At 66.6% G+C, this 24,684-nt stretch carries 20 protein-coding genes and 2 tRNA genes; 9 read left to right on the plus strand and 13 right to left on the minus strand.

Annotated elements, in window-relative coordinates; translation table 11 throughout:
* The first annotated feature begins 46 nt into the window (after positions 1–46).
* From NF699_04130 to NF699_04150, 5 genes are all read left to right on the plus strand, one after another.
* Positions 47–925: a rod shape-determining protein MreC gene (locus NF699_04130; GenBank protein ID USU05887.1), complete on the plus strand. Its 879-nt coding sequence runs from the start codon at positions 47–49 to the stop codon at positions 923–925.
* 4 nt (positions 926–929) lie between these two features.
* Positions 930–1,454, plus strand: a complete 525-nt coding sequence (mreD, locus tag NF699_04135; GenBank protein USU05888.1) for a rod shape-determining protein MreD — start codon at positions 930–932, stop codon at positions 1,452–1,454.
* Entirely contained in the window at positions 1,451–3,550 is a 2,100-nt protein-coding gene (gene mrdA, locus NF699_04140) for a penicillin-binding protein 2 (GenBank protein USU05889.1), read from the plus strand. The genes mreD and mrdA overlap by 4 nt, the downstream gene beginning before the upstream one ends.
* Positions 3,547–4,656: a rod shape-determining protein RodA gene (rodA, locus tag NF699_04145; GenBank protein USU05890.1), complete on the plus strand. Its 1,110-nt coding sequence runs from the start codon at positions 3,547–3,549 to the stop codon at positions 4,654–4,656. Before mrdA ends, rodA begins: the two co-directional genes overlap by 4 nt.
* A gap of 114 nt (positions 4,657–4,770) precedes the next feature.
* Positions 4,771–4,846: transfer RNA gene (locus NF699_04150), tRNA-Lys, on the plus strand.
* A 113-nt stretch (positions 4,847–4,959) separates the two neighbouring features.
* Here the strand turns inward: NF699_04150 and NF699_04155 are convergent.
* From NF699_04155 to NF699_04170, 4 genes are all read right to left on the minus strand, one after another.
* Positions 4,960–5,427: a DUF4411 family protein gene (locus NF699_04155; GenBank protein ID USU05891.1), complete on the minus strand. Its 468-nt coding sequence runs from the start codon at positions 5,425–5,427 to the stop codon at positions 4,960–4,962.
* On the minus strand, positions 5,427–6,566 hold the full coding sequence (locus NF699_04160) for an XRE family transcriptional regulator (protein USU05892.1): 1,140 nt from the start codon (positions 6,564–6,566) through the stop codon (positions 5,427–5,429). The genes NF699_04155 and NF699_04160 overlap by 1 nt, the downstream gene beginning before the upstream one ends.
* A 715-nt stretch (positions 6,567–7,281) precedes the next feature.
* Positions 7,282–7,356, minus strand: a tRNA-Glu gene (locus NF699_04165).
* Positions 7,357–7,435: 79 nt separating this feature from the next.
* The gene (locus NF699_04170; protein USU06989.1) at positions 7,436–8,809 is read right to left on the minus strand and encodes a 3-deoxy-7-phosphoheptulonate synthase class II; all 1,374 of its coding nucleotides are present in this window, start codon (positions 8,807–8,809) and stop codon (positions 7,436–7,438) included.
* A gap of 129 nt (positions 8,810–8,938) precedes the next feature.
* Between NF699_04170 and NF699_04175 the strand changes: the two genes are divergently transcribed.
* From NF699_04175 to NF699_04185, 3 genes are read left to right on the plus strand one after another with little or no spacing between them, the layout of a single operon-like run.
* Complete coding sequence (locus tag NF699_04175) at positions 8,939–9,076, plus strand: hypothetical protein (protein ID USU05893.1); 138 nt, start codon at positions 8,939–8,941, stop codon at positions 9,074–9,076.
* Positions 9,073–9,222 carry a hypothetical protein gene (locus tag NF699_04180; GenBank protein ID USU05894.1) on the plus strand — a complete coding sequence of 50 codons (150 nt, stop codon included), beginning with the start codon at positions 9,073–9,075 and terminating at the stop codon, positions 9,220–9,222. The genes NF699_04175 and NF699_04180 overlap by 4 nt, the downstream gene beginning before the upstream one ends.
* A 9-nt stretch (positions 9,223–9,231) precedes the next feature.
* Complete coding sequence (locus NF699_04185; GenBank protein ID USU05895.1) at positions 9,232–10,260, plus strand: M48 family metallopeptidase; 1,029 nt, start codon at positions 9,232–9,234, stop codon at positions 10,258–10,260.
* Between the two features lie 13 nt (positions 10,261–10,273).
* Here NF699_04185 and NF699_04190 read toward each other — a convergent pair whose 3' ends face one another.
* The 8 genes from NF699_04190 to NF699_04225 form a co-directional block, all read right to left on the minus strand.
* The gene (locus NF699_04190; GenBank protein ID USU06990.1) at positions 10,274–11,212 is read right to left on the minus strand and encodes a D-2-hydroxyacid dehydrogenase; all 939 of its coding nucleotides are present in this window, start codon (positions 11,210–11,212) and stop codon (positions 10,274–10,276) included.
* Between the two features lie 2 nt (positions 11,213–11,214).
* Positions 11,215–12,636: a cysteine--tRNA ligase gene (gene cysS / locus NF699_04195; GenBank protein USU05896.1), complete on the minus strand. Its 1,422-nt coding sequence runs from the start codon at positions 12,634–12,636 to the stop codon at positions 11,215–11,217.
* Between the two features lie 55 nt (positions 12,637–12,691).
* Entirely contained in the window at positions 12,692–13,165 is a 474-nt protein-coding gene (locus NF699_04200; GenBank protein ID USU05897.1) for a nuclear transport factor 2 family protein, read from the minus strand.
* Between the two features lie 107 nt (positions 13,166–13,272).
* Positions 13,273–14,781, minus strand: coding sequence for an MFS transporter (locus NF699_04205; protein USU05898.1), 1,509 nt, complete (start codon positions 14,779–14,781; stop codon positions 13,273–13,275).
* Entirely contained in the window at positions 14,778–16,190 is a 1,413-nt protein-coding gene (locus NF699_04210) for a tryptophan 7-halogenase (GenBank protein USU05899.1), read from the minus strand. Before NF699_04210 ends, NF699_04205 begins: the two co-directional genes overlap by 4 nt.
* A 154-nt stretch (positions 16,191–16,344) precedes the next feature.
* On the minus strand, positions 16,345–18,438 hold the full coding sequence (locus NF699_04215) for a glycoside hydrolase family 97 protein (protein USU05900.1): 2,094 nt from the start codon (positions 18,436–18,438) through the stop codon (positions 16,345–16,347).
* Positions 18,435–20,042 (minus strand): alpha-glucosidase family protein, encoded by a 1,608-nt coding sequence (locus NF699_04220; GenBank protein ID USU05901.1) that lies wholly within the window; start codon positions 20,040–20,042, stop codon positions 18,435–18,437. The genes NF699_04215 and NF699_04220 overlap by 4 nt, the downstream gene beginning before the upstream one ends.
* Positions 20,039–21,862 (minus strand): alpha-amylase family glycosyl hydrolase, encoded by a 1,824-nt coding sequence (locus NF699_04225; protein USU05902.1) that lies wholly within the window; start codon positions 21,860–21,862, stop codon positions 20,039–20,041. Before NF699_04225 ends, NF699_04220 begins: the two co-directional genes overlap by 4 nt.
* Before the next feature lie 157 nt (positions 21,863–22,019).
* Between NF699_04225 and NF699_04230 the strand changes: the two genes are divergently transcribed.
* Complete coding sequence (locus tag NF699_04230) at positions 22,020–23,072, plus strand: LacI family DNA-binding transcriptional regulator (GenBank protein ID USU05903.1); 1,053 nt, start codon at positions 22,020–22,022, stop codon at positions 23,070–23,072.
* An 84-nt stretch (positions 23,073–23,156) separates the two neighbouring features.
* Here NF699_04230 and NF699_04235 read toward each other — a convergent pair whose 3' ends face one another.
* Entirely contained in the window at positions 23,157–24,659 is a 1,503-nt protein-coding gene (locus NF699_04235; GenBank protein ID USU05904.1) for a tryptophan 7-halogenase, read from the minus strand.
* Between the last annotated feature and the right edge of the window lie 25 nt (positions 24,660–24,684).

The following is a 24,684-nucleotide window of genomic DNA, read 5'->3' on the forward strand; positions in this document are numbered from 1 at the left end:
GGCGAGCTATACGGCGTAACTTCTCAACAGACGGGGGGACCGGCGCATGGCGCCTGCCCGCGACCGTCGCACGGGTTTCTCGCGGCGGCGGCAATATTCGACGTTTCTCGGCTACGTACTCGCGGTGGCGGGTGCGGTGGTGGGGGCGGTTTTGCTCGTCGTCTCGACCTTCAATCCGCCAGCGTTCAGTGCGTTGCGGATGGGTGCCGCCAGCGTCACCACCCCGGTCGCATCGGGCCTCGATGCCGTGTCGGACGCGGTGATGACGGTGCCGCAGGCGATCGGGACGTGGTTCCGCGTTCATGGTGAGAACGACGATCTGCGCGCCGAGGCGAAGCGGGACCGCGCGTTGCTGACGCGGGCGCGTACGATTGCCTATGACAATCGCCGGTTGCGCGCCTTGCTGGCCGTGCGGGAGCGCACGCCAGAACCGGTGGTCACGGCGCGGCTGGTCGGATCAACTGCGTCGAGCGGTCGCCGCTTCGCCCTGCTCAATGCGGGCCGTTTCCAGGGCGTACGGCCCGGTATGCCCGTACGCGGTCCCAACGGCCTCGTCGGGCGCGTCCTCGAAACCGGCCCGGTCGCCGCACGTGTGCTGTTGCTGACCGACCCCGAAAGTCTGGTGCCAGTGCGCCGCACCCGCGACGGCCTGCCCGCAATCGCTGCCGGGCGCGGCGACGGGCGCATCGACATCCGCTCGGTCAACGCCACCAACGTTCGCTTCGCGCAGGGTGATATGTTCGTCACCTCCGGCACCGGTGGGCTCTATGCGCCCGGCGTACCGGTCGCACAGGTCGAACGGGGTGGCGCAGACAGCGTCACCGCTATCCCCTTCGCCGCGCCCGACTCGCTCGATTTTGCGCTGGTCGAGCGCCCGTTCATGCCGATGCCACTCCCGCCCGTACCCCGTCCCGCGGCACCTTGATACGGTGACCCGGAATACGATCGACTATCGGCCGTTCGAGCCGTCGTTGCCGCCGGGACGGGCCCGCGCCGTGCCATGGTCGACCGTGCTCGGCGGATCCGCGCTCACCGCCGTAGTGCCGGTCGTCGCCAGCCTGCCGTTGATGCCCCCGCTCGGCCTCATCATGCTGCTGACATGGCGACTGCTTGCGCGTTTCGCACTCCGTCCATGGGCCGCCGCCCCGCTCGGACTGTTCGACGATCTGGTCAGCGGTCAGCCGTTGGGTTCGGCGGTGCTGCTCTGGTCGCTCTGCTTTATTGCGATCGACCTCACCGAGCAGCGACTGGTTTTTCGCGATTTCTGGCAGGACTGGCTGATCGCAAGCGGCGGCATCGCCTTCTGCCTCACGATCGGGCGCTGGATCGCTCTGCCCATCGGCGCGCACGTCGATACCGTGCTATTGGCGCAGATCATGATCGCGGTGATGCTCTTTCCCCTCTCGGCCCGTCTGGTAGCGTGGATCGATCGCAAACGGGGTCCGGCGCAATGAGGCGTTCGCCGCGGATCGTTACCGAAGCGATGCAGCAGTACAGCTTTTCGCGGCGCGCCTGGCTGCTCGGCACCGCGCAAGCGGGTATCGGCGTGCTGCTCGCCGGGCGGATGGGGTGGCTGGCGATCGCGCAGAACGAGAAGTACAATCTCCTCTCCGAAAGCAACCGTGTCAATCTGACGATGATTCCGCCGCGGCGGGGCTGGATCGTAGATCGCCACGGCGCGCCGCTCGCCAACAACCGCACCGATTTCCGCGTCGACATCATTCCCGACCGGCTGGAGGGCGGAGACGAGGGCCGCGACCGCGTGCTCCGGCTGCTCGCGAGCCTCCTCGCGCTGCCGCCCGAAGAGGTCGAACGCATCAAGATCGATATCGAAAGCGCCGCGGGTTTTCAGCCGGTGCAGGTCGCCGAGAACATCAGTTGGGACAAGTTTGCCGCGGTCAGCCTGCGCCAGCCGGAACTGCCTGGCGTTGCGCCGACCCGCGGTTTCGCGCGTGCCTATCCCGCCGGCGCCGCAGTCGCGCATCTGACCGGCTATGTCGGTGCCGCCAACGCCGAACAATATAAGGAAACGCGCGACCCGCTGCTCGTCACGCCTGGTTTCAAGCTGGGCAAGGACGGGCTGGAAAAGCAGCTGGAAAAGCAGTTGCGCGGGACGGCCGGCGCCAAGCGTGTGGAGGTGACGGCGCGCGGCAAGGTCGTGGCGGAACTTCCGACCCGTGCCGATGTGCCAGGCAAGACGGCGCGTCTGACCATCGACGCCGGGCTCCAGGAATATGCCGCCAGACGCCTCGGCACAAATTCCGGTTCGGCGGTGGTGCTCGACTGCCGCACCGGCGAAATGCTGGCTTCGGTATCGATGCCTGCCTACGATCCCAACAGCTTCTCGGACGGGATCAGCCACCTCGAATGGCAGATGCTGTCGGAGGACGATCACGTTCCACTGATGAACAAGGTGACGCAGGGCCTGTATCCGCCCGGATCGACGGTGAAGCCGATGAACGGCCTCGCGTTGCTCTCCGCCGGCGTCGGCGCGCACGATCGAATCTTCTGCTCGGGCGCAATGCGGGTCGGCAGCGGCGTCTTCCACTGCCACAAGCGCGGTGGTCACGGTCCGCTCGACCTGAAGGGGGCGATTGAGCAGAGTTGTGACATCTATTTTTTCGAGATGGTCCGCCGGCTGGGCTACGACAAGATTGCTCCCACCGCGCGCCTGCTCGGGCTAGGCGAGAAATTCGACCTGCCGCTCGCTACCCAGCGCTACGGTACGGTGCCCGATTCGGCATGGAAGCGGCGTAAGTACAAGACGAACTGGACCGTCGCCGACGGCATCAACGCCTCTATCGGCCAGGGTTATGTGCTGACCAACCCGCTACAACTCGCGGTGATGGCGGCACGGCTCGCATCCGGTCGCGCGCTGCAGCCGAGCCTGCTTGCCAACCGCGTCCATCTCGACGCACCCGCCCTCCCGGTGGCGTCCGAACACCTCGCGATCGTCCGCGACGCGATGTACGGCGTCGTCAATCAGGGTGGTACCGGCGGGGCCGCCCGCCTGCTGATCCCCGGCGTGAGCCTCGCCGCCAAGACGGGGACGGCCCAGGTCCGGCGCATCACCATGGCGGAACGGCGGAGCACCGGCGTGCTCAAGAACGGCCAACTGCCCTTCAAGCTGCGCGATCACGCGCTGTTCGTCTGCTTCGCACCCGCCGACAACCCGCGCTACGCCGCGGCCGTCGTGCTCGAACACAACGGCCATACCGTCCGCAACCTCGACACACCGATGATCGGCCGCGACATCATGACCTGGCTGTTCGATCGCGATCGCGCGATGAAGAGCCTCGCCGAGGTCGAACCGAGCTGGGGCGGCGACATCGCGACGCGGATGAACGCACAGGCCGCCGCCTATCGCGCCGCCCAGTCGCCACCACCCGCCGCCAACGCGACGAAGACGGACGCCACCGTCCCCAGCGATTCGGACGCGGTGGAAGCCGCGACGGACCTCGCCAACCGGACGCAGGCGGCGCTCGCCCCCGAAAGCCCCTTCGGCAACAGCGTCGCCGAGGATGGCTCCACCGAACGGACCGAACCATGAACCGCGGCGGCTTCATCCCCGATCCCATCGCCCGGCTTCCCTGGCGGGTAATCCTGCTGGTCGTCCTGATCGGCGGTTTCGGACAGGTCGTGCTCTATTCGGCCGCTGGCGGCTCGCTGAGGCCGTGGGCGTTGTCGCAGGGCATCCGCTTCTTCGTGCTGCTCGCCGCCGCGCTGGGCCTGTCCTACGTGCCCGAAAGGACATGGCGATCGGCGGCGTTGCCGGCCTATGTCATCATCGTCATTGCCCTCGTGCTGGTCGAGCTCGTCGGAGCCGTCCGCGGCGGCAGCCAGCGCTGGCTCGATGTCGGCATCCGCCTGCAACCGTCCGAATTCATGAAGCCCGCGATCGTGCTCGCCTGCGCGCGCTTCTACGACATGCTCCCGCCGAACGAGACGCGGCGCTTCGGCGCGATCTGGCCAGCGGCGCTGCTGATCGGAATCCCGGCGCTGCTGATCATGAAACAACCCGACCTCGGCACTGCGCTGATGGTCTGTGGCGGCGGCGTCGTGGTGATGTTCCTCGCCGGCGTGCCATTGCGGCTGTTCATCGGCGGCGCGCTCAGCCTCGCCATCGCCGTACCAATCGCGTTCAACTTCCTGCTGCACGACTATCAGCGCAATCGGGTACTCATCTTCCTCGATCCCGAAAGCGATCCACTCGGAACCGGCTACCATATCAGCCAGTCGAAGATCGCGATCGGCTCCGGCGGGCTGTGGGGCAAGGGGTTCCTCAACGGCACGCAGAGCCATCTCGACTATCTGCCCGAAGGTCACACCGACTTCGTCTTCGCGACCATGGCCGAGGAATGGGGCCTGATCGGCGGCTGCCTGTTGATCCTGGCGTTCCTGCTGGTGATTCGCTGGGGCATCAACGTCGGCCAGCAGGCGACCAGCCGTTTCGCGCGCCTGACGGCCGCAGGGCTGGCGACGACGATATTCTTCTACGTCGCGATCAATCTCTCGATGGTCATGGGCCTGGCTCCCGTCGTCGGCATCCCCTTGCCGCTCGTCAGTTTCGGCAGTTCCGCCCAGATGACGGTGTTGCTGTGCCTCGGCATCCTGATGTCGATCGACCGCCAGAACCGCCGCACCGTCCGCTGGTGATGAAAAATTTCGCCGCAGTGCGAAAAAGGGTTTGCACGATCCGAAACCACTGCTAATTGGCCGCCTCCCGACGGGGCCGGCGCCTCTCCAAAGCGCCACTTACAGGCCGGTCATGGACGCATAGCTCAGTTGGTAGAGCAGCTGACTCTTAATCAGCGGGTCCTTGGTTCGAGCCCAAGTGCGTCCACCACCCTCCAGGGCGATAACAAGCACTTAGCAGCCCCCGCGCGGCCACGGCATGAGGTCACCAGCGTGCCCATAAGCCAATCGTAAGTGCCAGCTAGGGTGGCACCCGATGCGCCGCTAGAACTGCCAGCCCTCGCGTTCCATGAAGGCCTCCAGCGAGAGGCATTCCACGCCGAAGTGGTCGCAGATGTTCGGGATCTTGGCGCCGTGCTCCTTGAACTGCTCCATGGTGACCACGCACCGCCCCTCTGTGGCAGCCTTGGCGATCACGAAGGGGTCAGCGTTACGGCCGCCCTTCAAAAGCTTCCGCTGTTCGATGTTCTGCTGGAAGTGCACGACGCCGTATATCTGCCCTACGAACCCACCCTCGGCGGCACCCGGGATGTGGAAGAACTCCTCGCGCTCTCCCGCCCAGTCGCGGAGGGTCTCGACTGGACCGTCGACGCACTCGCGGCGCACCTCCCGCGTGGAGATGATGCGCCCATCCGCCACAAGCCCATCGAAGCGGTCCCACAGGGTCGGGAAGCGGCGTCGGTAGTAGTTCTTGAACAGCGTCGAGAGGGGTGAGGTGTCGAACACATACATCAAGCAGCCCCCCGGCTAAAATACTCCTCGAGCGCCCCTACGTGGCGCGGCTTTGTGTCGAGGAAGTCGGCCAGCTGCCCCTCATCGATCCTGTTCTGATGGTACTGCGAAAGCGCCAGCGCCACGTACTCCCGGCCGAGATACGCGAGCTTGGTCCAGTACGGGTTGCCGCCCGGCGTGCGCTCGCCCTGGCGCTGAGCATTCCACCGTTCCACGGCTCGGTCGTACTGGTTCTGGGCGATCCTCCCGTGGTCGAGCAGGCGGCGGAAGACTACCTCCCTGCTGACGTGGAACTGCGCAGCCAGCGCCTCCGCGGTCGCCTCGGTTGCCTGCCGACCTGCCATCGCACGCTGGAAAGCGTCCTCCGGCATGAGCACGTGAGCCGCGAAGCTGTTGCAGATCACCTCGATCTGCCGAGCGTCGCCCGCGAGGCGCTCAACGTAACCGTCGCGAACCTTGTCGATGCCGCTGGTGTGGAAAACGAGGTGCGCCAACTCGTGGAAGTAGGTGAAAATCTGCCGCGTCTTCGTCGAGCTGTTGTTCGCGTAGATAATCGGGAACTCGTCGTCGTAGAGGCAGAACCCAGAGAAGTCCTCCGCTCGGAACGCGTCCTTGAAGACGAACACGCCGACGTTGAGCAGCGCGGTCCGCCACTCCTTCAACGCCGCGTCATCACCACGCCATGTCTGTTGCTGCTCGACGGACACACCGATGTACTCCCGCACCGTGGCCGCCATCGCGGCCATGTCCACGTCGGGTGCGAATTGCAGGTCTCGCGTGATGAGGCGGTCGGCAGGGTTCCTCCCCTGGGTAAGCTCCGCCAGGTTGATCTGCATGGCTTTGGCCTTGCGCATCAACATGCGGACCCGGCTCGGCAGGCGCTCCAGCTCGGCCTCCGGCAGCGTGCGGAACGTCTCATTAATCGAGGGCACGTCAGGCGGATCAGGGAAGAAGAAGACCGCAATCGGCACCTTAAGCGTGTCCGATAGCTGCTCAAGCTGCGGGTACGTAGGCGCGGACGCGCCCGCTTCCCAGTCGGCTATGCGCCTGAACTTCTGCGCGGCCTCGTCACGGCTCAGCCCCGCCCGTTGGCGTGCCCACACGAGTAGGGCTGGGTTGATGGGAATCTGCTCGACCATTGCGCCGGGGGTTATAGCCGAGGGCTGCATTCTTCCTATGCCAAAGATCGCGGCACTTACTCGACACTTACGCGTGGTAAGCAGGCCTCGCATCCGTTGTGCGAGACCTACGGTTTAGCGCCGCCATCCTCCTGATTAGATGTCTGAAGGTCGGCTGCGGCGGGCGGGGCCGGTTGCCGACTGGCTCCGACGCACGTCACTTGTTCTTGTCGGGCCGCTGCGACAGGACAGACCCTGCCGCGGTAGTCGAGTCCTTGCCGGTGCGGCCATTCCGGAGGACGTTGTAGGCAGCCTTGCCGGCCTCCTCGTTCGTGTGCTCGTTTTTTGCCATCGTTCAGGCTCCAAGCTCACACAATCTGGTGGTGCAAGACCGAGAACAGTCCTCAGTTGATTAGTTCCCGTCCTGTTCTGGTTTATCGCTGCAACAGCGCCCGGACCCTAGGAGTGCGGGTGCGGGGATTGTCGCGTCGGTAGCGTTCGCCGCTGAGCCGTCCGCTGGCCCATGCCCCCCGGACGGCTGTCCCTAGTGACAACATGGTTGATACTGACACCGGGACCTATTCATTCAACGCGATAAATTTCTCCCGCATTTCACTGAGGAGCGCCAATGTGTTCGGCTACAACAGCGCCGCGCAGTTCGCGCGGCCAACTCCGACACCGACCGGCAGCGTCACTGATGGCTATATCGGAAACGCCGTCGTCGGCGCGGTAGACCTGGTGACCCCTACGAGAATCGAACTCGTGCTTACGCCGTGAGAGGGCGTCGTCCTAACCGCTAGACGAAGGGGCCATGTCCGGTGGAGGGGCGCATTTAGTCCGGGGGCCGGGGGGCGTCAAGCATGATTGCCGGACGCCCCCGCTTTTGTCACTCAGGCCGCGACCTTGCGGCGCTCCGCCATCTCAGCATTGAGCATCTCTGCGAGCAGGAACGCCAGTTCCAGGCTCTGCCCGGCGTTGAGGCGCGGGTCGCAATGCGTGTGGTACCGGTCGGCGAGGCTCTGTTCGGTCACATCGATCGCGCCGCCGGTGCATTCGGTGACGTTCTGTCCGGTCATTTCGGCATGGATGCCGCCGGCATGTGTCCCCTCGGCACGGTGGACGGCGAAGAAGCCGCGCACCTCGGCGAGGATGCGGTCGAACGGCCGCGTCTTGTAGCCCGTCACCGCCTTCACGGTGTTGCCGTGCATCGGGTCGCAGCTCCACACCACCGGATGCCCCTCGCGCGTCACCGCACGGACCAGTTTCGGCAGATGCGCCTCGATCTTGTCGAAGCCGTAGCGGGTGATGAGCGTCATGCGGCCGGGAATGCGGCCTGGGTTGAGCGTGTCGAGCATCCGCAGCAGGTTGTCCGGCTCCAGGCTCGGGCCGCACTTCACGCCAATCGGATTGCCGATGCCGCGCAGGAACTCGACGTGCGCCGACCCTTCGAAGCGGGTGCGGTCACCGATCCACAGGAAGTGCGCGCTGGTGTCGTACCAGTCGCCGGTCAGCGAATCCTGCCGAGTCAGCGCCTGTTCGAACGGCAGCAGCAGCGCTTCGTGACTGGTATAGAAGTGGGTTTGCGCCAGTTGCGGCACCGTCTCGGGATCGATGCCGCAAGCGGCCATGAACTCCAGAGCCTCGCCGATCCGGTCGGCGGTTTCGGCATATTTCTTCGACCACGGGCTGCGGCCCATGAAATCGTGCGTCCAGCGGTGAACCTGATGCAGGTTCGCATAGCCGCCCTGCGCGAAGGCCCGGAGCAGGTTCAGCGTTGCCGCCGACTGCGAATAGGCACGGATCATCCGCTGTGGATCGGGAATGCGGCTTTCGGCGGTAAAGGCGATGTCGTTGACGTTGTCGCCGCGGTAGCTCGGCAGTTCGACGCCATCGATCGTCTCGTTCGGGGTCGAGCGCGGCTTGGCGAACTGGCCCGCCATCCGGCCGAGCTTCACCACCGGCAGCTTCGATGCGTAGGTCAGCACCACCGCCATCTGGAGGATGACGCGGAAGGTATCGCGGATGTTGTTGGCGCTATGCTCGGCAAAGGATTCGGCGCAGTCGCCACCCTGTAACAGGAACGCCTTGCCCTCGGCGACCTTGGCAAGCTCGGCGGTCAGGTTGCGCGCCTCGCCCGCAAAGACGAGCGGCGGGAACGTCTCCAGCGTGTCGGTCGCGCGGGTCAGCGCGCCGGCGTCGGGATAGTCGGGAAGCTGACGGGCCTCGGCCTTGGTCCAGCTGTCGGGGGCCCAGTTCGCGGCCATGATCATGTCGTCCTTCGGGGTGTAAACGCGCCGCGACATGCGCCCAAAACGGTCCTTGCGCAATGAAGGAACGCTTGGGGGCGTGATACGGCGACGTGCCGGGCATTGCGATGCCCGCTTCGGCGGGACATGATCGCGGCACGGGATCTGGCGGTGCCGCCCGGCAGCGGCTATACGCTCGCGCTGTATGACGCCGGGCGGACGGTCAGCGTCCATCCATCGATCATGGGGCAGATCGACAAGAGCGAAGCCTTGCCGTCTCGATGACCGAATTCGATGGTTCCGTACACGCCTATCCGACCTTCCGATCGCTGCCGGCCCCCAAACAGGTGTGGGATCTGGTCGCGAGCGGCCGGTCGAGCGGCACGACCAAGGGCACGAATATCACGCTCGACCCGAACGCGCTGAAGTGAGCCGGTCCGATGTTCCGCGTTCAGGGTCGCTGGACTAGAACCGTCGGCATGACGATCACCTTCCGCCACATTGCCGCCGTCCTGCTGGCGTTCGGCGCCTGCCCTGCCCTGGCGCAGGACAGCGCCGCGACCTTCGATGCGTTGCGCGAGGTCGATGCGCGAATGGCGGGGATCGCGTATCGCCTGACCACCGCCAATGCGGCCTTGTGCCGTGATCTGGCGCCGACGCCGGGATGGGCGATCCATGCCCTCGGCCAATATGATCCCTCCACGCGGGATCAGGCCCGCAAGACCTTCGGGTTCGAGGCGCCGATCGCGGTGGAGGCGGTCGTCCCGGGCTCGCCCGCCGCCGCAGCGGGCGTTCGGCAAAACGACTCGATCATCTCTGTCGAAGGAATGCCGATGCGCGAGACGATGCCGGCGAAGGGTTCGAACAGCGCGGGCCGCGACGCGGCGGTGGAAGCGATCACGGCACTGCCGGCGGCGCGACCGCTGAGGGTGCAGCTGCTGCGCGACGGGCGGACCCGCAGCGTCGGCATCGCCGCATCACCGGGATGTCGCAGTGCGTTCGAGGTGCTGATCGGCCCGGGTATGACCGCCTCGGCCGACGGCCGTATCGTGCAGATCGGTGTGCGGTTCTTCGAGCGCTATACCGACGACGAGGTCGCCGTGGTGGTGGCGCACGAGCTATCGCACAACATCCTGCACCACGCGCGCCGACTGGATGCTGCGGGGGTCAAGCGTGGGCTGCTGGCGGAGGTGGGGCGGAACGGCCGGCTGTTCCGCCTGACCGAGGACCAGGCGGACCTGCTCGGCATGCACCTGCTGCGCAATGCCGGCTACGACCCGCAGATCGCGGTCCGGTTCTGGCGCGAGCATGGCGGCGACGTTGATGGCGGCCTGTTCCGCAGCCGGACTCATCCGTCGTCCTCGGCACGCGCCAAGGCGATCGAGGCGGAGATCGCGCGGATACCGGCGGGTGCTGCCAAGCCTTTCGTACCGCCGCTGATCGCAGAAGCGGATCGGCCGCTGGAATAAGGCAGGCCGGCGCCTAGTATCCTGCGTCGAGATCGGCGACGTTCCGCATCGGCTGACCCGCGACGAACGCCTTCAGATTGTCGAGAAACAACGCTGCCCCGCGTTGGAACATCTTGGTCTGGCTGCGCCCCGACATATGCATCGAAATCATGCAATTAGGGGCAGTCCATAGCGGATGCCCTGTCGGCAACGGTTCGGGATCGGTGGGATCGAGAAACGCACCCGCGATTGCTCCCGACCGCAAAGCCGCCACGAGAGCGTCCTGATCGACCATATCGCCGCGCGCGATATTGATGAGCCACGCATCATGCCGCATCGCCGCCAGTTCCGTCGTACCGATCATCGCCCTGGTGGCATCGGTCGAGGGAGCCGCGAGCACCACCCAGTCGTATTCGCCCAACCGGGTCGCCCAGGCGTCCGGCATCAGCGTGCCGTCGCGCCCGGATCGGGTGACGCCCGTCACCTCCACCCCGAACGCCGCCAGACGGTTGCCGATCAGCCGGCCGATCGTGCCGTAGCCGATCACCAGTGCACGCGTACCATCCAGTTCGACCTTGCCCGGCGCATCCTTCAGCCACTCCTGCCGGTCGGCGGCACGAACGACGGTGTCGAACCGCTTCGCCGCAGCCAGCATCCCCAGCACGGCATATTCGGCGACCGCCACTGCGTTTATTCCGGCTCCGTTGGTGAGGATGACACCACGGCTGCGCAGCAGGTCGAGCGGGAACGCATCCAGTCCGGCGTAGATCGTCGACACCCACGCCAGCCGATCACCCGACGCGCGGATCGCCTCCGCCACCAGCGACGTCGGCTGCATATCGACCCAGGCGATATCGGCATCCGCGATCATCGCGTTCGCCTCGGCAGGCGAGGTGAACCATGCCGCCTCGACCCCGGCTGGCAGTTGCGGTTCGAGCAAGCCGCGCGCGATCGCCGGCAGAACGGCCTTCATCATCACAGCTTCCAGTCCCAGCCGAGCGGATCGCCGTCCATCACCTCGACGCCGGCCGCGGCGAGTTCGTCGCGGATCGCGTCGGACCGCGGAAAATCCTTCGCCGCACGTGCCTCGCGACGTTCGGCAAGCCGTACCGCGATGCCGCCCTCGTCGATCGTCGCCCCTTTCGGCCGGACCCGCAGATCCTCGCGCGACAGCGTCGACAGGCCGAGGCCGAGCACCGCGTCGAAATCGGCGAGCGCCGCCAGCCGGTCCGCAGGGCTCACCTTCTTGTCCGCCAGCAGCTCGTCGAGCACGGGCAGTGCCCGCGGCGTGTTGAGGTCGTCGGACAGCGCCGCGTCCAGTCGCTCGGCATAGGGCGAGGCAGAGGCCGCCCCCTTTCCTTCGCCGCGCGCCCGTAGCGCCGCGACCGTCTGCACCAGCCGCTTCAGCCGCGTCTGCGCGGCCGCCAGATTGTCCCACGAAAACTCCAGCTCGCTGCGATAATGCGCCTGCAAGCACATCAAGCGATAGGCATGCGGATGAAAACCGCGTTCGATCAACGTCGGCAGGGTCAGGAACTCGCCCGAGGATTTCGACATCTTGCCGGTGCGATCGACGATGAAGTTGTTGTGCATCCACAGCGTCGCGCCGGTGTCCGCCGAACAGCCGATCGCCTGATTCTGCGCGATCTCGTTCGGGTGGTGGATCTCGCGATGATCGATCCCGCCGGTATGGATGTCGAAATGCGGCCCCAGATATTGCCGGCTCATCACCGAACATTCGAGATGCCAGCCGGGTGCGCCACGCCCCCAAGGGCTGTCCCATTCCATCTGCCGGTTCTCGCCCGGCGCGCTGGTCCGCCAGATCGCGAAGTCGGCGGCATGGCGCTTGCCCGCCACCGTGTCGATCCGCCCCTCGGCCGGCCCGTCGTCGCGGTGACCGGCCAGCCGGCCATAGTCGGGCACGGTCGAGGTATCGAAATACAGGCCGTCCGGCAGGCGGTAGCAATGCTTGTCCGCGATCGACTGCCCGAATGCGATCATCGCGTCGATATGATCGGTCGCCAGCGGAAAGCGCGCGGGATCGCGGATGTTCAGCGCCTTCAGATCCGCCTTGAACGCCTGCGTGTAATGATCGGCGACCGCCCAGATGTCGCGGCCGCTCGCCCGCGCCGCCGCCTCCATCTTGTCGTCACCGGCATCGGCGTCGCTGGTCAGATGGCCGACGTCGGTGATGTTGATGATATGGGTCAGGCCATAGCCTTTCCACGTCAGCACCCGACCGAGCGTATCGGTGAACAGATAGGCGCGCAGATTGCCGATATGGGCGTAGTGATACACCGTCGGCCCACAGGAATAGACGCGAACATCGGCGGGATCGGCGGGAACGAACAGCTCAGCGCTGCGCGTCAGGCTGTTATAGAGAGATAGCGGCGTCATGCCCCGGCCTTAGCCCCGGCTACCGCGCTTGAGCAATGCGGTGCGCGGCAATCGATCAGTTCGACGGGCAGCCGGTCGTGCGCTGCGACCAGGTGACGTTCAGCACCTTCCACGCTCCGTTCTCGCGGATCAGATCGAAGTGATCGGCGCCGCAATGGTGCAGCTTGCCATTCACCGTGAAGGTATACGGGCCCCACACCATCGCGATGTCGCCATCGACCTCGATCGCGGTATCGGTCAGCTTCTCTTCCAGTCGATCCGGCCCCGGCTTCACGCCGGCAGCAAACTCCGTCCAACTCATGCGGCGGATGCTGCGCGTGCCGTCCGGCTTTTCCACCGCGACGGTTGCGCCGCCGTCGGGACGGACCTGCGCGAGGATGGCGGCACCGTCGTGTGCGGCCAGTCCGCGGAACATCGCATCGATCGGCGCCATCACCGCCCCGGCGACGGGATCGGCATAGGGCAAGGGATTGGCGGGCGGCAAACGATCCGCCGATTGCAGCGCCAGCAGCAGAAGAGCGGGGATCATGGCAGCCTCCGAAACGCCGTCATCGCCGGCAGGATACGGCAATGTACATGAAACCCGTTTGCGACGGTAGCGCGATGCATCGCGGTACGCCGATCACGTAGGGGCGATCATCGGCTGGTGCTGACCACCTCAACCCGCATCATGGCGAGTGCAGCCAGCACCAGCGCACCGGCGGCGAAGGCCAGCGTCCAGATCGGTTGGGTCGGGAAGAGATGCTTGGTGATCGACCCCATGATCGTTGCCACCAGCAGTTGCGGCACGACGACGAAGACGTTGAACAGGCCCATGTAGATGCCGAGCTTGCGCTGCGGCAGGCTGCTGGCGAGGATGGCGTAGGGCATGGCGAGGATCGAGGCCCAGGCGATGCCGATGCCGATCTCGCTCGCCAGCAGCCAGCGCGGATCGGTGACGACGAAGAAGCTGGCGAACCCGGCCGCTCCGCACAGCAGGCCGACGATATGGGTCTTCGCCTGCCCGATCCGGCGGGACAGCAGCGGCAGCAGGGTGAGCGCCGCGACGGCGGCGATGCCGTTGTAGGTCGCGAACAGCACGTCGACCCAATTGGCGCCCTCCTGATAGAGCGGGCTCTTGGCATCCGGTGCGCCGTAGAAGGCGCCGGCGACGATCGGCGTGGTGTTGATCCACATGATGAACAGCGCCGACCAGCTGAAGAATTGCGCCACCGCGAGCCGCTTCATCAGCACCGGCATGCCGCCGAAATCGCCGACGATATGGCCGAGCATGTCGGCGGGCTTGCCGCTGCGCGCGCGGCCAATCGCGATGATGCTGGCGAGGCCGTAGGCGGCGAGTAGCGCGCCGAGGAGGTAGACTTCCTTTTCCAGCCTGAGGGCGACGACGACGGCGATGACGACCGCGCCGATGGCGATCCAGATCACGCTGCCGGTGAAGCTGCGCGCGGCGAGCACCTGCGTCGTGTGCGCCTGATCGTCGTCCGCCGCGCCGTGGAAGCCCGCCATCTGCTGGGGCGAATATTCGCGGGTGGTGAGCACGGTCCACAGCACGGCACAGAACAGCGCCGCGCCGCCGAACCAGAAGGCGAAACGGACCGTGTCGGGGATGCCGCCGGCGGCCGCGACGTTGGACACGCCGAGGTGCTCCAGCAGCCACGGGAAGATCGACCCGAGCACCGCGCCGGTGCCGATGAAGGCGGTCTGCACGGCATAGCCGGCCGCATGCTGATCCTTGTCGAGCATGTCGCCGACGAAGGCGCGGAACGGCTCCATCGAGACGTTGAGCGAGGCGTCGAGCAGCCACAGCAGCAGCGCGGCCATCAGCAGGCCGGGGCTTTCCGGCATCAGCACCAGCGCGATCGCGGCGAGGATCGCGCCGGCGAGGAAATACGGCCGCCGCCGACCGAGCCGACCGAGCCAGGTGCGGTCGCTGAGGTGGCCGATGATCGGCTGGACCAGCAGCCCGGTCAGCGGCGCCGCGACCCATAGCGCGGGCAGATCGTCGAGGCTGGTGCCGAGCGACTGGAAGATCCGGCTCATGTTCGCATTCTGCAACGCGAAGCCGATCTGGATGCCGAGAAAGCCGAACGAGATGTTGAACAGGCCGGCCCAGCTCTGCCGCGGGCGGGTGGTGATCGCAGTCATGGCGTCCTCCGGGCGAGTGCCGCCCCGTGATCGGGAAAGTTGAGCAGGCAGCCCTCGAGCAAGGCGTCGATGCCGGCGAGGTCGGCGACCGGCGCGGCGGGGCGCAAGCGGGCGGTATCCGGAAAGGTGCCGTAGCCGGCGAGAAGCACCTCCCACGACATTGGCGCATAGTAACCGGCGAGGTCGCGTCCCTCGACGACGGCGGCGATGTCGCGGCCGGTGAACCAGGCGGACATGATCGCCTTCAGATCGTCGGAGAGGTCGTCGTTGGCGGCATTCTCGCGCCAGAAGTCGCCCACGCGGCGGTTGAGACGGTAATGGGCGACGATATAGTCGCGGATGCCTTCGTAGCGGCGGGCGATGGCGGCGTTGAAGGCGTCGCGCTGGTCGGTGTCGTGCGCGGTGATGAAGCCTTCGACCGTCGCCTGGACGATGTGGAGGGCGGTGGCTTCGAGCGGTTCGATGAACCCCTGCGCCAGGCCGATGGCGAGGCAGTTGACGGTCCAGGTGGTGGCGACGCGGCCGACCTTCATCGTCAGGTGACGCGCGGCGACATCGGTGTCGAGCAGGCCGAGGTGGGTGCGGAGTTCGGTTTCGGCGGCGTCGGGCGAGAGGTGGCGGGAGGAATAGACGTAGCCGTTGCCGGTGCGGCTGGTGAGCGGGATGTCCCATGCCCAGCCTGCGGTCAGCGCGGTCGCCTTGGTCCGGACCGGCAGGCGGTCGCCGCGCGGGGAGGGCATGACGACGGCGCGGTCGGTGAACAGGGTGTTGGCGAAGGAATGGAACGGGACCCCTAGCGCGTCCTGTGCGATTACCGAGCGGAAGCCGCTGGCGTCGACGAACAGGTCCGCAGTGACGGTGTCGCCGCCGTCGAGGTCGAGGCGCGCCACGTGCCCGTCCGTGACTTCGACGTGCGTTACGCGCCGGGCGAGGTGCCGGACGCCGCGGGTGAGCGCGTGGGCGCGGAGGACGTGGCCGACCTTGTGCGCGTCGAAATGGTAGCCGTAGCCGATGCGGAACGGGAAATTGGACGCTGCGACCGGCGCCTTATGTGCCGCGGCGAGGCGGGCGTTGAGGAAGAAGCGGTCGGGATGCGCCGGCACGTCCGCGCCGAGCCGCCGTGCCTGCGCGCTGGCGGCGAAGGCGGGCTGGGTGTGGAGGTCGATCTGGCCGGCGAAGGGGTGGAAGTAGGCGGGCGTATCGTCGGCCCAGCCGTGGAAGGCGATGCCGGTCTTGTAGGTGGCGTCGGCGGCCGGCATCCATTCGGCTTCGGCGATGCCGAGGGTGTCGAACAGCGCCTTCAGTTGCGGCGTGCTGCCTTCGCCGACGCCGACGATGCCGATGTCGGGGGATTCGACGACGGTGATGGCGGTGCGCGGCCATGCCCTGGCGAGCAGGCATGCGGCCATCCAGCCGGCCGTGCCGCCGCCTAATATTGCGATGGAGGATGGAGGGGCGCTCACCCCTCCGCATGCTCCTGCGAACACGGGAACCCAGTGTTCCGGGCGGCCCGCGTGACCCTGGGTTCCTGCGTTTGCAGGAACACGAGGACCGTGCGTGACGTCACTGCCGCCGCTTCCCACCGCTGGCGACGAAGCGGATCGCCTGGCCGCCGCCGGGGGCCAGCGCGAGCGACATCGTGTCGCCGCGCTTCACGCTGCGCTTTTCGATCGCGATCGCGTGGCGGGCGTCGGTGCGGTAGTCCGCGCCGGCACCGTCGCGGTAGATTTCCGCGGTGTAGCTGCGCCCGGGGTCGAGGAAGTCGAGCGGTAGCGACAGCGTGCGGGCGGCGTCGTTGGTGATGCTGCCGACGTACCAGTCGTCGCTCGCGCGATCCTTGCGGGCGACCGTCACATAGTCGCCGACCTCGCCGTTCAGCACGCGGGTATCGGACCAGTCGACCGGCACGTCGCGGATGAACTGGAACGCGTCCATGTGCTTCGCGTAATTCTCGGGCGTGTCCGCCGCCATCTGCACCGGCGAATAGATCACGACGTATAGCGCCAGCTGCTTCGTCGCGGTGGACATCAGCGGACTGCCGCCCTGCCCTTCGAGGCTGAGCATCCCCGGCGTGAAATCCATCGGCCCGCCGAGCCATTGGGTGAAGAACATGTTGGCTTCGTGGTTTGGCGGGTTCTTCCCCGGCCAGGCGTTATATTCCATGCCGCGGCCGCCCTCGCGCGCCAGCCAGTTGGGATAGGTACGGCGCAGGCCGGTGTCCTTGACCGGTTCGTGGCTGTCGATCCCGACCTTGTGCTTCGCCGCGGCCTGCACGACGCGAAGGTAGTGGTTCACCATCCACTGGCCCTCATGCCATTCCCGCTTCTTGGTGCCGTCGGCATCGACGCGCTCGATCTGGCCGGCATCAGTCACGTAACCGGTCTTCACCACCGGTTCGCCATGCGCGGCGGCCCAGGCGAAGGCGCGGTCGAGCTGCGCGTCGTAATGGCTCGCGGAACCGCCGGTTTCGTGGTGGCCGATCAGATACACGCCCTTCGACTTGGCGTAGGCGGCGAGCGCGTCGGCGTCGAAGTCGGGCGTCGGCGTGTCGAATTGCATCGCATTGCCGTTGCCGAACCAGTCGCCATCCCAGCCGACGTTCCAGCCCTCGACCAGCACGCCGGGAATTTTGTTCGCGGCGGCGAAGTCGATGTATTTGCGCACGTTGACGTTGGTCGCGCCGTGGATCGGGCCGGTCGCCCAGCTCCAGTCGCCCTTGATCATCTTCCACCACACGCCGACGAATTTGGCGGGCTTGATCCAGCTCACGTCGCCGAGCTTGTTCGGTTCGTTGAGGTTGAGTTCGAGGTGGCTCATGTAGAGGCCGGGCGCGTCGTCCGACAGGATCACCGTCCGCCACGGCGACGCGAACGGCGCCATCCGCGTCACCTTGGGCGCGCCGGCGCCGGGGGTCAGCGACGCCTTCAGCGTGTTCCCCTCGGTACGGGCGAGGTTCATTGCGGCATAGTCGACCAGCGCCGCCTCGTGCAGCGCCGCATGGGTGCCGTCGGCCAGCTTGACCGTCATCACCGTCTGCGCGGTGCCGACCGCGTTCAGCGGCGTCTTCTCGTAGAGATATTCCTCGCGGTTCCACTGATATGCGGGCTTCCACCACGCGGTGCCGGATTGCGCGAAGGCGAATTCGGTCAGTTCGTCGGCGATGTTCGCCTGATGCAGATTGGGCTGATCGGGGAAGCTGTAGCGGAAACCGATACCGTCGTCGAAGACGCGGAAGGTCACGTCCATCTCGCGCTTCATCCCCGCCTTTTCGCGAAAGCGCAGGGTCAGTTCGTTGTGACGATCGCGGATCGTCTTCCATTCGCCGAACGGCTGGGTCCAGCTGCTGTCGGCGCTGTCCTTCGACTGGCCGATCAGCTCCATGTTGCGCTCGATCTTGGGCGCGTCGGTGAACATGACGCCGAGGCGGCCGGGGTTGAGCACCGGCTTGCCCTTGCGGGTGACGGCGTAGGTCGGGCGGCCGTCGTTGTCGAAGGCGATGGTGACGACCAGCGACCTGTCGGGGGATGTGGCGGTAGCGACGGGCTTGAACTGCGTCGCCGGCACCTGCGCGACGGCCGTGGAGTCGGTCTGCGCGGTGGCGGGGGTCGCCAGCAGCACGAGCGCCATCGCGGCGCCGCAACGAAAGTGCATCATCATCCTCGTCCCATCTGTTTGGCGATCAATGCGCCATATCCGTCGAAATGCCACCCCTGCGTCGCGCTGTCGGCGACCGGCTGCCATGCGTCGGGATCGGCGGGGGACCAGCGTTGCGGCTCGGGCGAGAGGTTGAAGACGCAGAGCATCGTCTCGTCCGCACTGCTACGTTCGATCGCCAGCATCGCATCGCTCGCCTCGACCACGCGGATGTCGCCCGTCAGCAGCGCCGGGTGGCGCTTGCGCAGGGCGAGCACGTCGCGGGTCCAGTGGATCAGCGCATGCGGATCGCGCTCCTGCCGGTCGACGGCGAGCGCGGCATGGTCCTCGCCGACCGGCAGCCATGGCGTCGCGGTGGAGAAGCCGAGGTTCGGAGCGTCCGCGCTCCACGGCATCGGCGTGCGGGCGCCGTCGCGCGACAGGGTGCGCGGCCAGTTGGCGATCGCCTCGGGGTCTTGCAGATGCTCGAACGGCACGTCGACCTGCGTCAGGCCAAGCTCCTCGCCATAATAGAGGAAGATATTGCCGCGCAGCGACGCCAGCAGCAGCATCTTCATGCGGGCGAAGGCGTCGCGCTTGTCGGCGGCGACCCAGCGGCTGATCGCGCGCGGGGCGTCGTGGTTCTCGAACGCCCAGCTCGGCCAGCCGACGCCGTCCTGTTCGGGCCATTTCTGCACCGCATCGGCGACGGCAGCGGGGGTCAGTGCGGGGGCGTAGAGGAAGTCGAAGCCATAGGCGCTGTGCAGGCGACGACCTTCGGCGGTGAACAGCTTCATCTCGCGCTCGCTGTCCGCGCCGCCGACCTCCGCCACGGTGAAGCGCGCGTCGTAGCTGTCGAACAACGCTCGGACGCGTTCGAGGAAGCCGGGTATCGCGTCATGGCTCTGGTTGAAGGTGTGGAGCTGGTAGTCGAACGGGCGGGTGCGCGGGATGCCGTCGTCGAGCGGCGCGGGCGGATTGTCGCGCAGGTCGGGGTCGAACATCATGAAGTTGATCGCATCGATGCGGAAGCCGTCGATGCCGCGTTCCAGCCAGAAGCGCGCGACGTCGAGGAACGCCTGCTGCACCTGAGGGTGATGGCCGTTGACCTGCGGCTGCTCCTTCAGGAAATTGTGCATGTAATATTGGTTGCGGCGCGCGTCCCACGTCCACGCCGGGCCGCCGAACACCGACTGCCAGTTGTTGGGGGGTGAGCCGTCCGGCTTCGGATCGCGCCAGACGTACCAGTCGGCATGTGCATTGTCGCGGTTGGAGCGGCTCTCGACGAACCACGGGTGCCGGTCGCTGGTGTGCGCCCAGACCTGATCCACGATCACCTTCAGCCCGAGCGCATGCGCGCGGGCGACCAGAGCATCGAAATCGGCGAGCGTGCCGAAGATTGGGTCTACGTCGCAATAATCGGATACGTCATAGCCGAAATCGGCCATTGGCGACCGGAAGAACGGCGACAGCCAGATCGCCTCGACCCCCAGGCTGGCGACGTGATCGAGTTGCGCGGTGATGCCGGCAAGGTCGCCGATGCCGTCGCCGTTCGCATCGGCGAAACTGCGCGGATAGATCTGGTAGATGGTCGCGCCGTGCCACCACGGGCGGTCGGTCAGGGTCATCGGGTCGCCTTCAAAGCGCACACGGCATAGCCGAGGGGGGGAAGCGTGACGGTCAGGCTGCCGGGTGCGGCAACGCGGCCGCAACCACTGCCCGCGAGCGTGGCGGCGGCGGTGGCGGCGGTGCCGACCTCGACCTGCCGGGTCAGCGGCTGGGTCGCGCTGTTGAACGCCAGCAGCACCTCGGCACCGGTCGTGGGGTCGATGCGGGAGATGGCGGTGAGGCCGGGCGTATCGCTGCGCGCGCGCAAGACGGTGGAGCCTCGTGTCAACGCCGGTGTCACGGTGCGCAGCTTCGACAGCATCGCGATCTCGCGGAACAGCGGATGGTCCTGCCCGAAGTTCGCGACCGCCGTCGTCGCGGTGGTCCCGAGCAGGCGATTGTCGTTATAGACCGCGACCTTGCTCGCGAACATGTCCTCGCGGCTGTCCTGATCATTGCCGTCACCGACGAAGCCCTGCTCGTCGCCCGAATAGATCGTCGGCACCCCGCGCAGCGTCAGCAGCATCGCATGCGCGAGCGCCACACGCTTCAGCACCTCGTCGTCGCTCGCCTGCGGCAATGCCTTGCGGAGATAGGTGGCGAGCCGCCCCGCATCGTGATTGCTGACGAAGGTCGGCAGCGTCACCGCGGTGTCGTAGCCGCCGGCGTACAGGCTGTCGCCGAGCGTCAATTTATCCCACGCGTCGGGCTGCTGCTTCGCAGTCACCGTTTCCAGGATCGCCTGCCGCGTTGCGAAATCGAGAACGCCGGGCAGTTTGTCGACCTGCGTGTATTTGGCGAGGCTGCCTACATCCAGCGTCTCGTACGCGACCTCGCCGAAGATGTGAAAGTTGGGGATACCCTTGGCTTTCGCGCGCGCCTGCATGGCCGGCACGAACGCCTGCCAGAACTCCGGGTTGACGTGCCGCGCGGTGTCGATGCGGAAGCCGTCGATGCCGTAGCGGTCGATCCAGTCGCCGTAGATCTGGATCATCCCCTCGACCACCTTCGGATGCTCGGTCATCAGATCGTCCAGCCCGACGAAATCGCCCATCGTGCTGCTTTCGTTGAGGAACGTCGTGTTGCCGCGATTGTGGTAATAGATTGGGTCGTTGAGCCACGCCGGCACCTTCACGGTCCGCTCCGCCGCGGGGACGAGGGGCGTGTAGGCGAAGGCCGGGTCGGTCAGCCGGGCGAAGTTCTCCGCGGTCTGCACGCCGTCACCGACGAAGCCCGGATTGATCGCCCTGCCCGCGACGCCGCCCTTGCGCTGGTACGGGTAACCGGCGCGGCTGCGGTAGGTGCAATCCGTCTTGCCGCCGCATTCGCGATACTGGATCACGTCGGCGGTGTGGTTGATGATGATGTCCATGTACACCTTCATCCCGCGGGCGTGCGCGGCCTTCACCAGCGCGTCGAAATCGGCGTTGGTGCCGAGGTGCGGATCGACCTGCGTGAAGTCGGTGATCCAATAGCCGTGATAGCCGGCGGATTGCTGGCCGGGTCCGCCCTGCACCGCCTTGTTCTTGAACACCGGCCCGACCCAGAGCGCGGTCGCGCCAAGCGACTGGATATAGTCGAGGCGCTTGGTCAGTCCCTTCAGGTCGCCGCCGTGGTAATAGCCCTTGGCGATCGGATCGAAGCCGGTGGTCGCCGGTCCGCCCTTCAGCCCGCCGCGATCATTGGCGGTGTCGCCGTTCTCGAACCGGTCGGGGAGCAGGAAATAAATGACCTCGTCCTGCGGCAGGCGCGCGCGATAGTCGGTCGCCTGCGCACTCGCCGCGGGGGCGGCGAACAGCAGCGCGAGCGCGGTCGCGGTCTTGGTGGCCAGCTTCAGCATGCATCCCCTCGAGTGTTGCGCGTGCCGATCCTTCGCCGGCTGCATACGTGACGGTGTTGTGCGGGTGCGGACGCGCCAAGCCAAGCAAAGGGCATACGTATTCAGGTCGCCGTCAGCGGCGCTTTCGCGATGCCCGCGACTGCTGTAAGCTCACGGCATGGCCGTGAAGACTAGAGGCCGGGGCGCGCCGGGGAGTGGCGACAAACCGACATCGTTCGATATCGCCGCCCTCGCGGGCGTCTCGCAACCCACCGTCAGCCGTGCGCTCCGCGGCGACCGCACCGTGAGCGGCGCCACCCGCATGCGGATCGAGGCGATCGCGCGGCAACTGAACTACAAGGTCGACAAGAACGCATCCTCGCTGCGCCGCGGGCAGAGCATGACGCTGGCGCTGCTGTTCTTCGAGGACCCGCTGGACGACGGCAGCTTCATCAACCCGTTCTTCCTGTCGATGCTAGGGTCGATCCTGCGCACATGCGCGGCGCGGGGGTATGACCTGCTGACCTCGTTCCAGCAATTGTCGGCCAATTGGCACATGGATTTCGAGGATAGCCGCAAGGCGGACGGGATCATCCTGCTCGGCTATGGCGACTACGAACTTTACAAGGCGCGGCTGGAGGCGTTGGTCGCGCAGGGGACGCATTTCGTGCGCTGGGGTTCGGTCGACAGCCACAATATCGGCGTGACGATCGGCTGCGACAACGTCGCCGGCGGGCGCATGGCGGGCGAGCATCTGATCGCGCGCGGCGCCAGGCGGGTCGGCTTCATCGGCGATGCCGACGATCATTATCCCGAATTCCGCGACCGCTATCGCGGGTTGTGTGCGGCGTTGCGTGAGGCAGGGCTGGCGGTGAATCCGGGGCTGCACGCCGATGCGCTGTCGGTAGAGCAGTCGGGCTATGATGCGACGAAGCGGCTGCTGGCGCGGGAATTACCGTTCGACGCGCTGTTCGCGGCGTCGGACCTGATCGCGCTCGGCGCGGTGCGGGCGTTGTCGGAGGCGGGCCTGCGCGTGCCGGAGGATGTGGCGATCGTCGGGTTCGACGACATCCCCGCCGCCGCGACGACGCAGCCGCCGTTGACGACGGTGGCGCAGGATTACCGCAAGGCGGGCGAGGTGCTGGTCGACACGCTGCTGCGGCGGATCGCCGAGGAACTGACGGATACCGCGCTGCTGCAACCGCGGTTGATCGTGCGCGGGTCGAGCTAGCGCGGTCCATCCGGCCCTCTCTATCCGTCATCCCGGCGTTTGCCGGGATGACGGCGGGAGGTGGGGTGCAAGCAGACCTCGATCTCAGCGTTTCGCCGCGCAATGCTGCGCGATATAGTCGCCGTGCATCGGCATCGCATTGGCCTCTCGCCGGTACAATAATTCCAGAGTTTCCAAATACTCCGCCAGATCCTCTGCCCCGATCTGATCGGCCAGCGGGTGGTGCGCCCGCGCCTCCACCCCCTGACCCGCCAGCACCTGGAGCCAGCCGTCCTCGGTGAACAGTTCCTCATGCTCGCGCGTGATCGTGCCGGCCTGTTGCCACAGCGCGATCTTGGCCTGGAGCGTATCGGGCAGCGCCATCGATCGGCACACCTGCCAGAAGGGTTCGGACCGGCCGTTCGCCCAATAATGCAGGATCAGGAAATCGCGGATGCGTTCGATCTCGAAATCGGTCTGGCGATTGTATTCGGCGCGCACCGCATCCGCGATCGGCAACGCCGGAAGCAGCTTGACCAGCCGCGCGATGGCCGACTGGATCAGGTGGATGCTGGTCGATTCCAGCGGTTCGAGGAAGCCGCTCGCCAGCCCCATCGCGACGACGTTGCGGTTCCACGCCAGCTTTCGCCGGCCGGTGGTGAAGCGCAGGTGGCGCGGGTCCGCCTGCGGCTCGCCCTCGATATTGGCGAGCAACGTCGCCGTCGCCGCATCCTGATCGATGAAGGCGCTGCAATAGACGTGGCCGTTGCCGGTGCGATGCTGCAACGGGATGCGCCATTGCCAGCCGGCTTCGCGGGCGATGGCACGGGTGTAAGGCAAAGGTGAGCCGACATTGGCGCTCGGCACCGCAACCGCGCGGTCGCAGGGTAGCCAGCGGGTCCAGTCCTCGTACCCCGTCTCGAGTGCGCCCTCGATCAGCAGGCCGCGGAAGCCGGTGCAGTCGAGGAACAGGTCGCCCGCGATCCGCTCGCCCGATGCGAGGACCAGCGCCGCCACATCGCCGCTTTCGCCGTCGCGCTCGACCTCCGCGATCCTGCCCTCCGTTCTCTCGACGCCACGGTTGACCGCGAACCGACGGAGGTAGGCGGCGTAGAGACCTGCGTCGAAATGGAAGGCGTAGGGCATCGCCGGGATCGTCGCCGCGGTCAGCGGTCCGCCGCGATGCATGCGCCCGGCGCGGCCCGCGACCTCGTTCAGGGCGTAGGCCACGAGCGGCTTTGCGATCCCCAGCTTGCTGGCGCGGAGCCAGTAATGCTGGAACGCGATCAACCCGACGTCGCGGCCCACGTCGCCGAATGCATGCATGTAGCTGTGGCCGGGTTCCCGCCAGCCGTCGAAGCTGATGCCCAGCTTGAACGTGCCGCCGGTCGCGCGGAGGAACGCGTCTTCGTCGAGGCCGAGCGCTTGATTGAACAGGCGGATCTGCGGGATCGTCGCCTCCCCCACGCCGACTGTGCCGATCTCCTCCGATTCGACCAGTCGGATACGGTAGCCCTGCTCGAGGAACCGTCCGAACGTCGCGGCAGCCATCCACCCCGCGGTGCCGCCGCCGGCGATGACGATCGTGGTGATGGGCCGGTCGGACATGGCACCCTCTCATAACAAGAAAAAG

It is taken from the genome of Sphingomonadaceae bacterium OTU29LAMAA1, from assembly GCA_024072375.1.
GTDB lineage: Bacteria > Pseudomonadota > Alphaproteobacteria > Sphingomonadales > Sphingomonadaceae > Sphingomonas.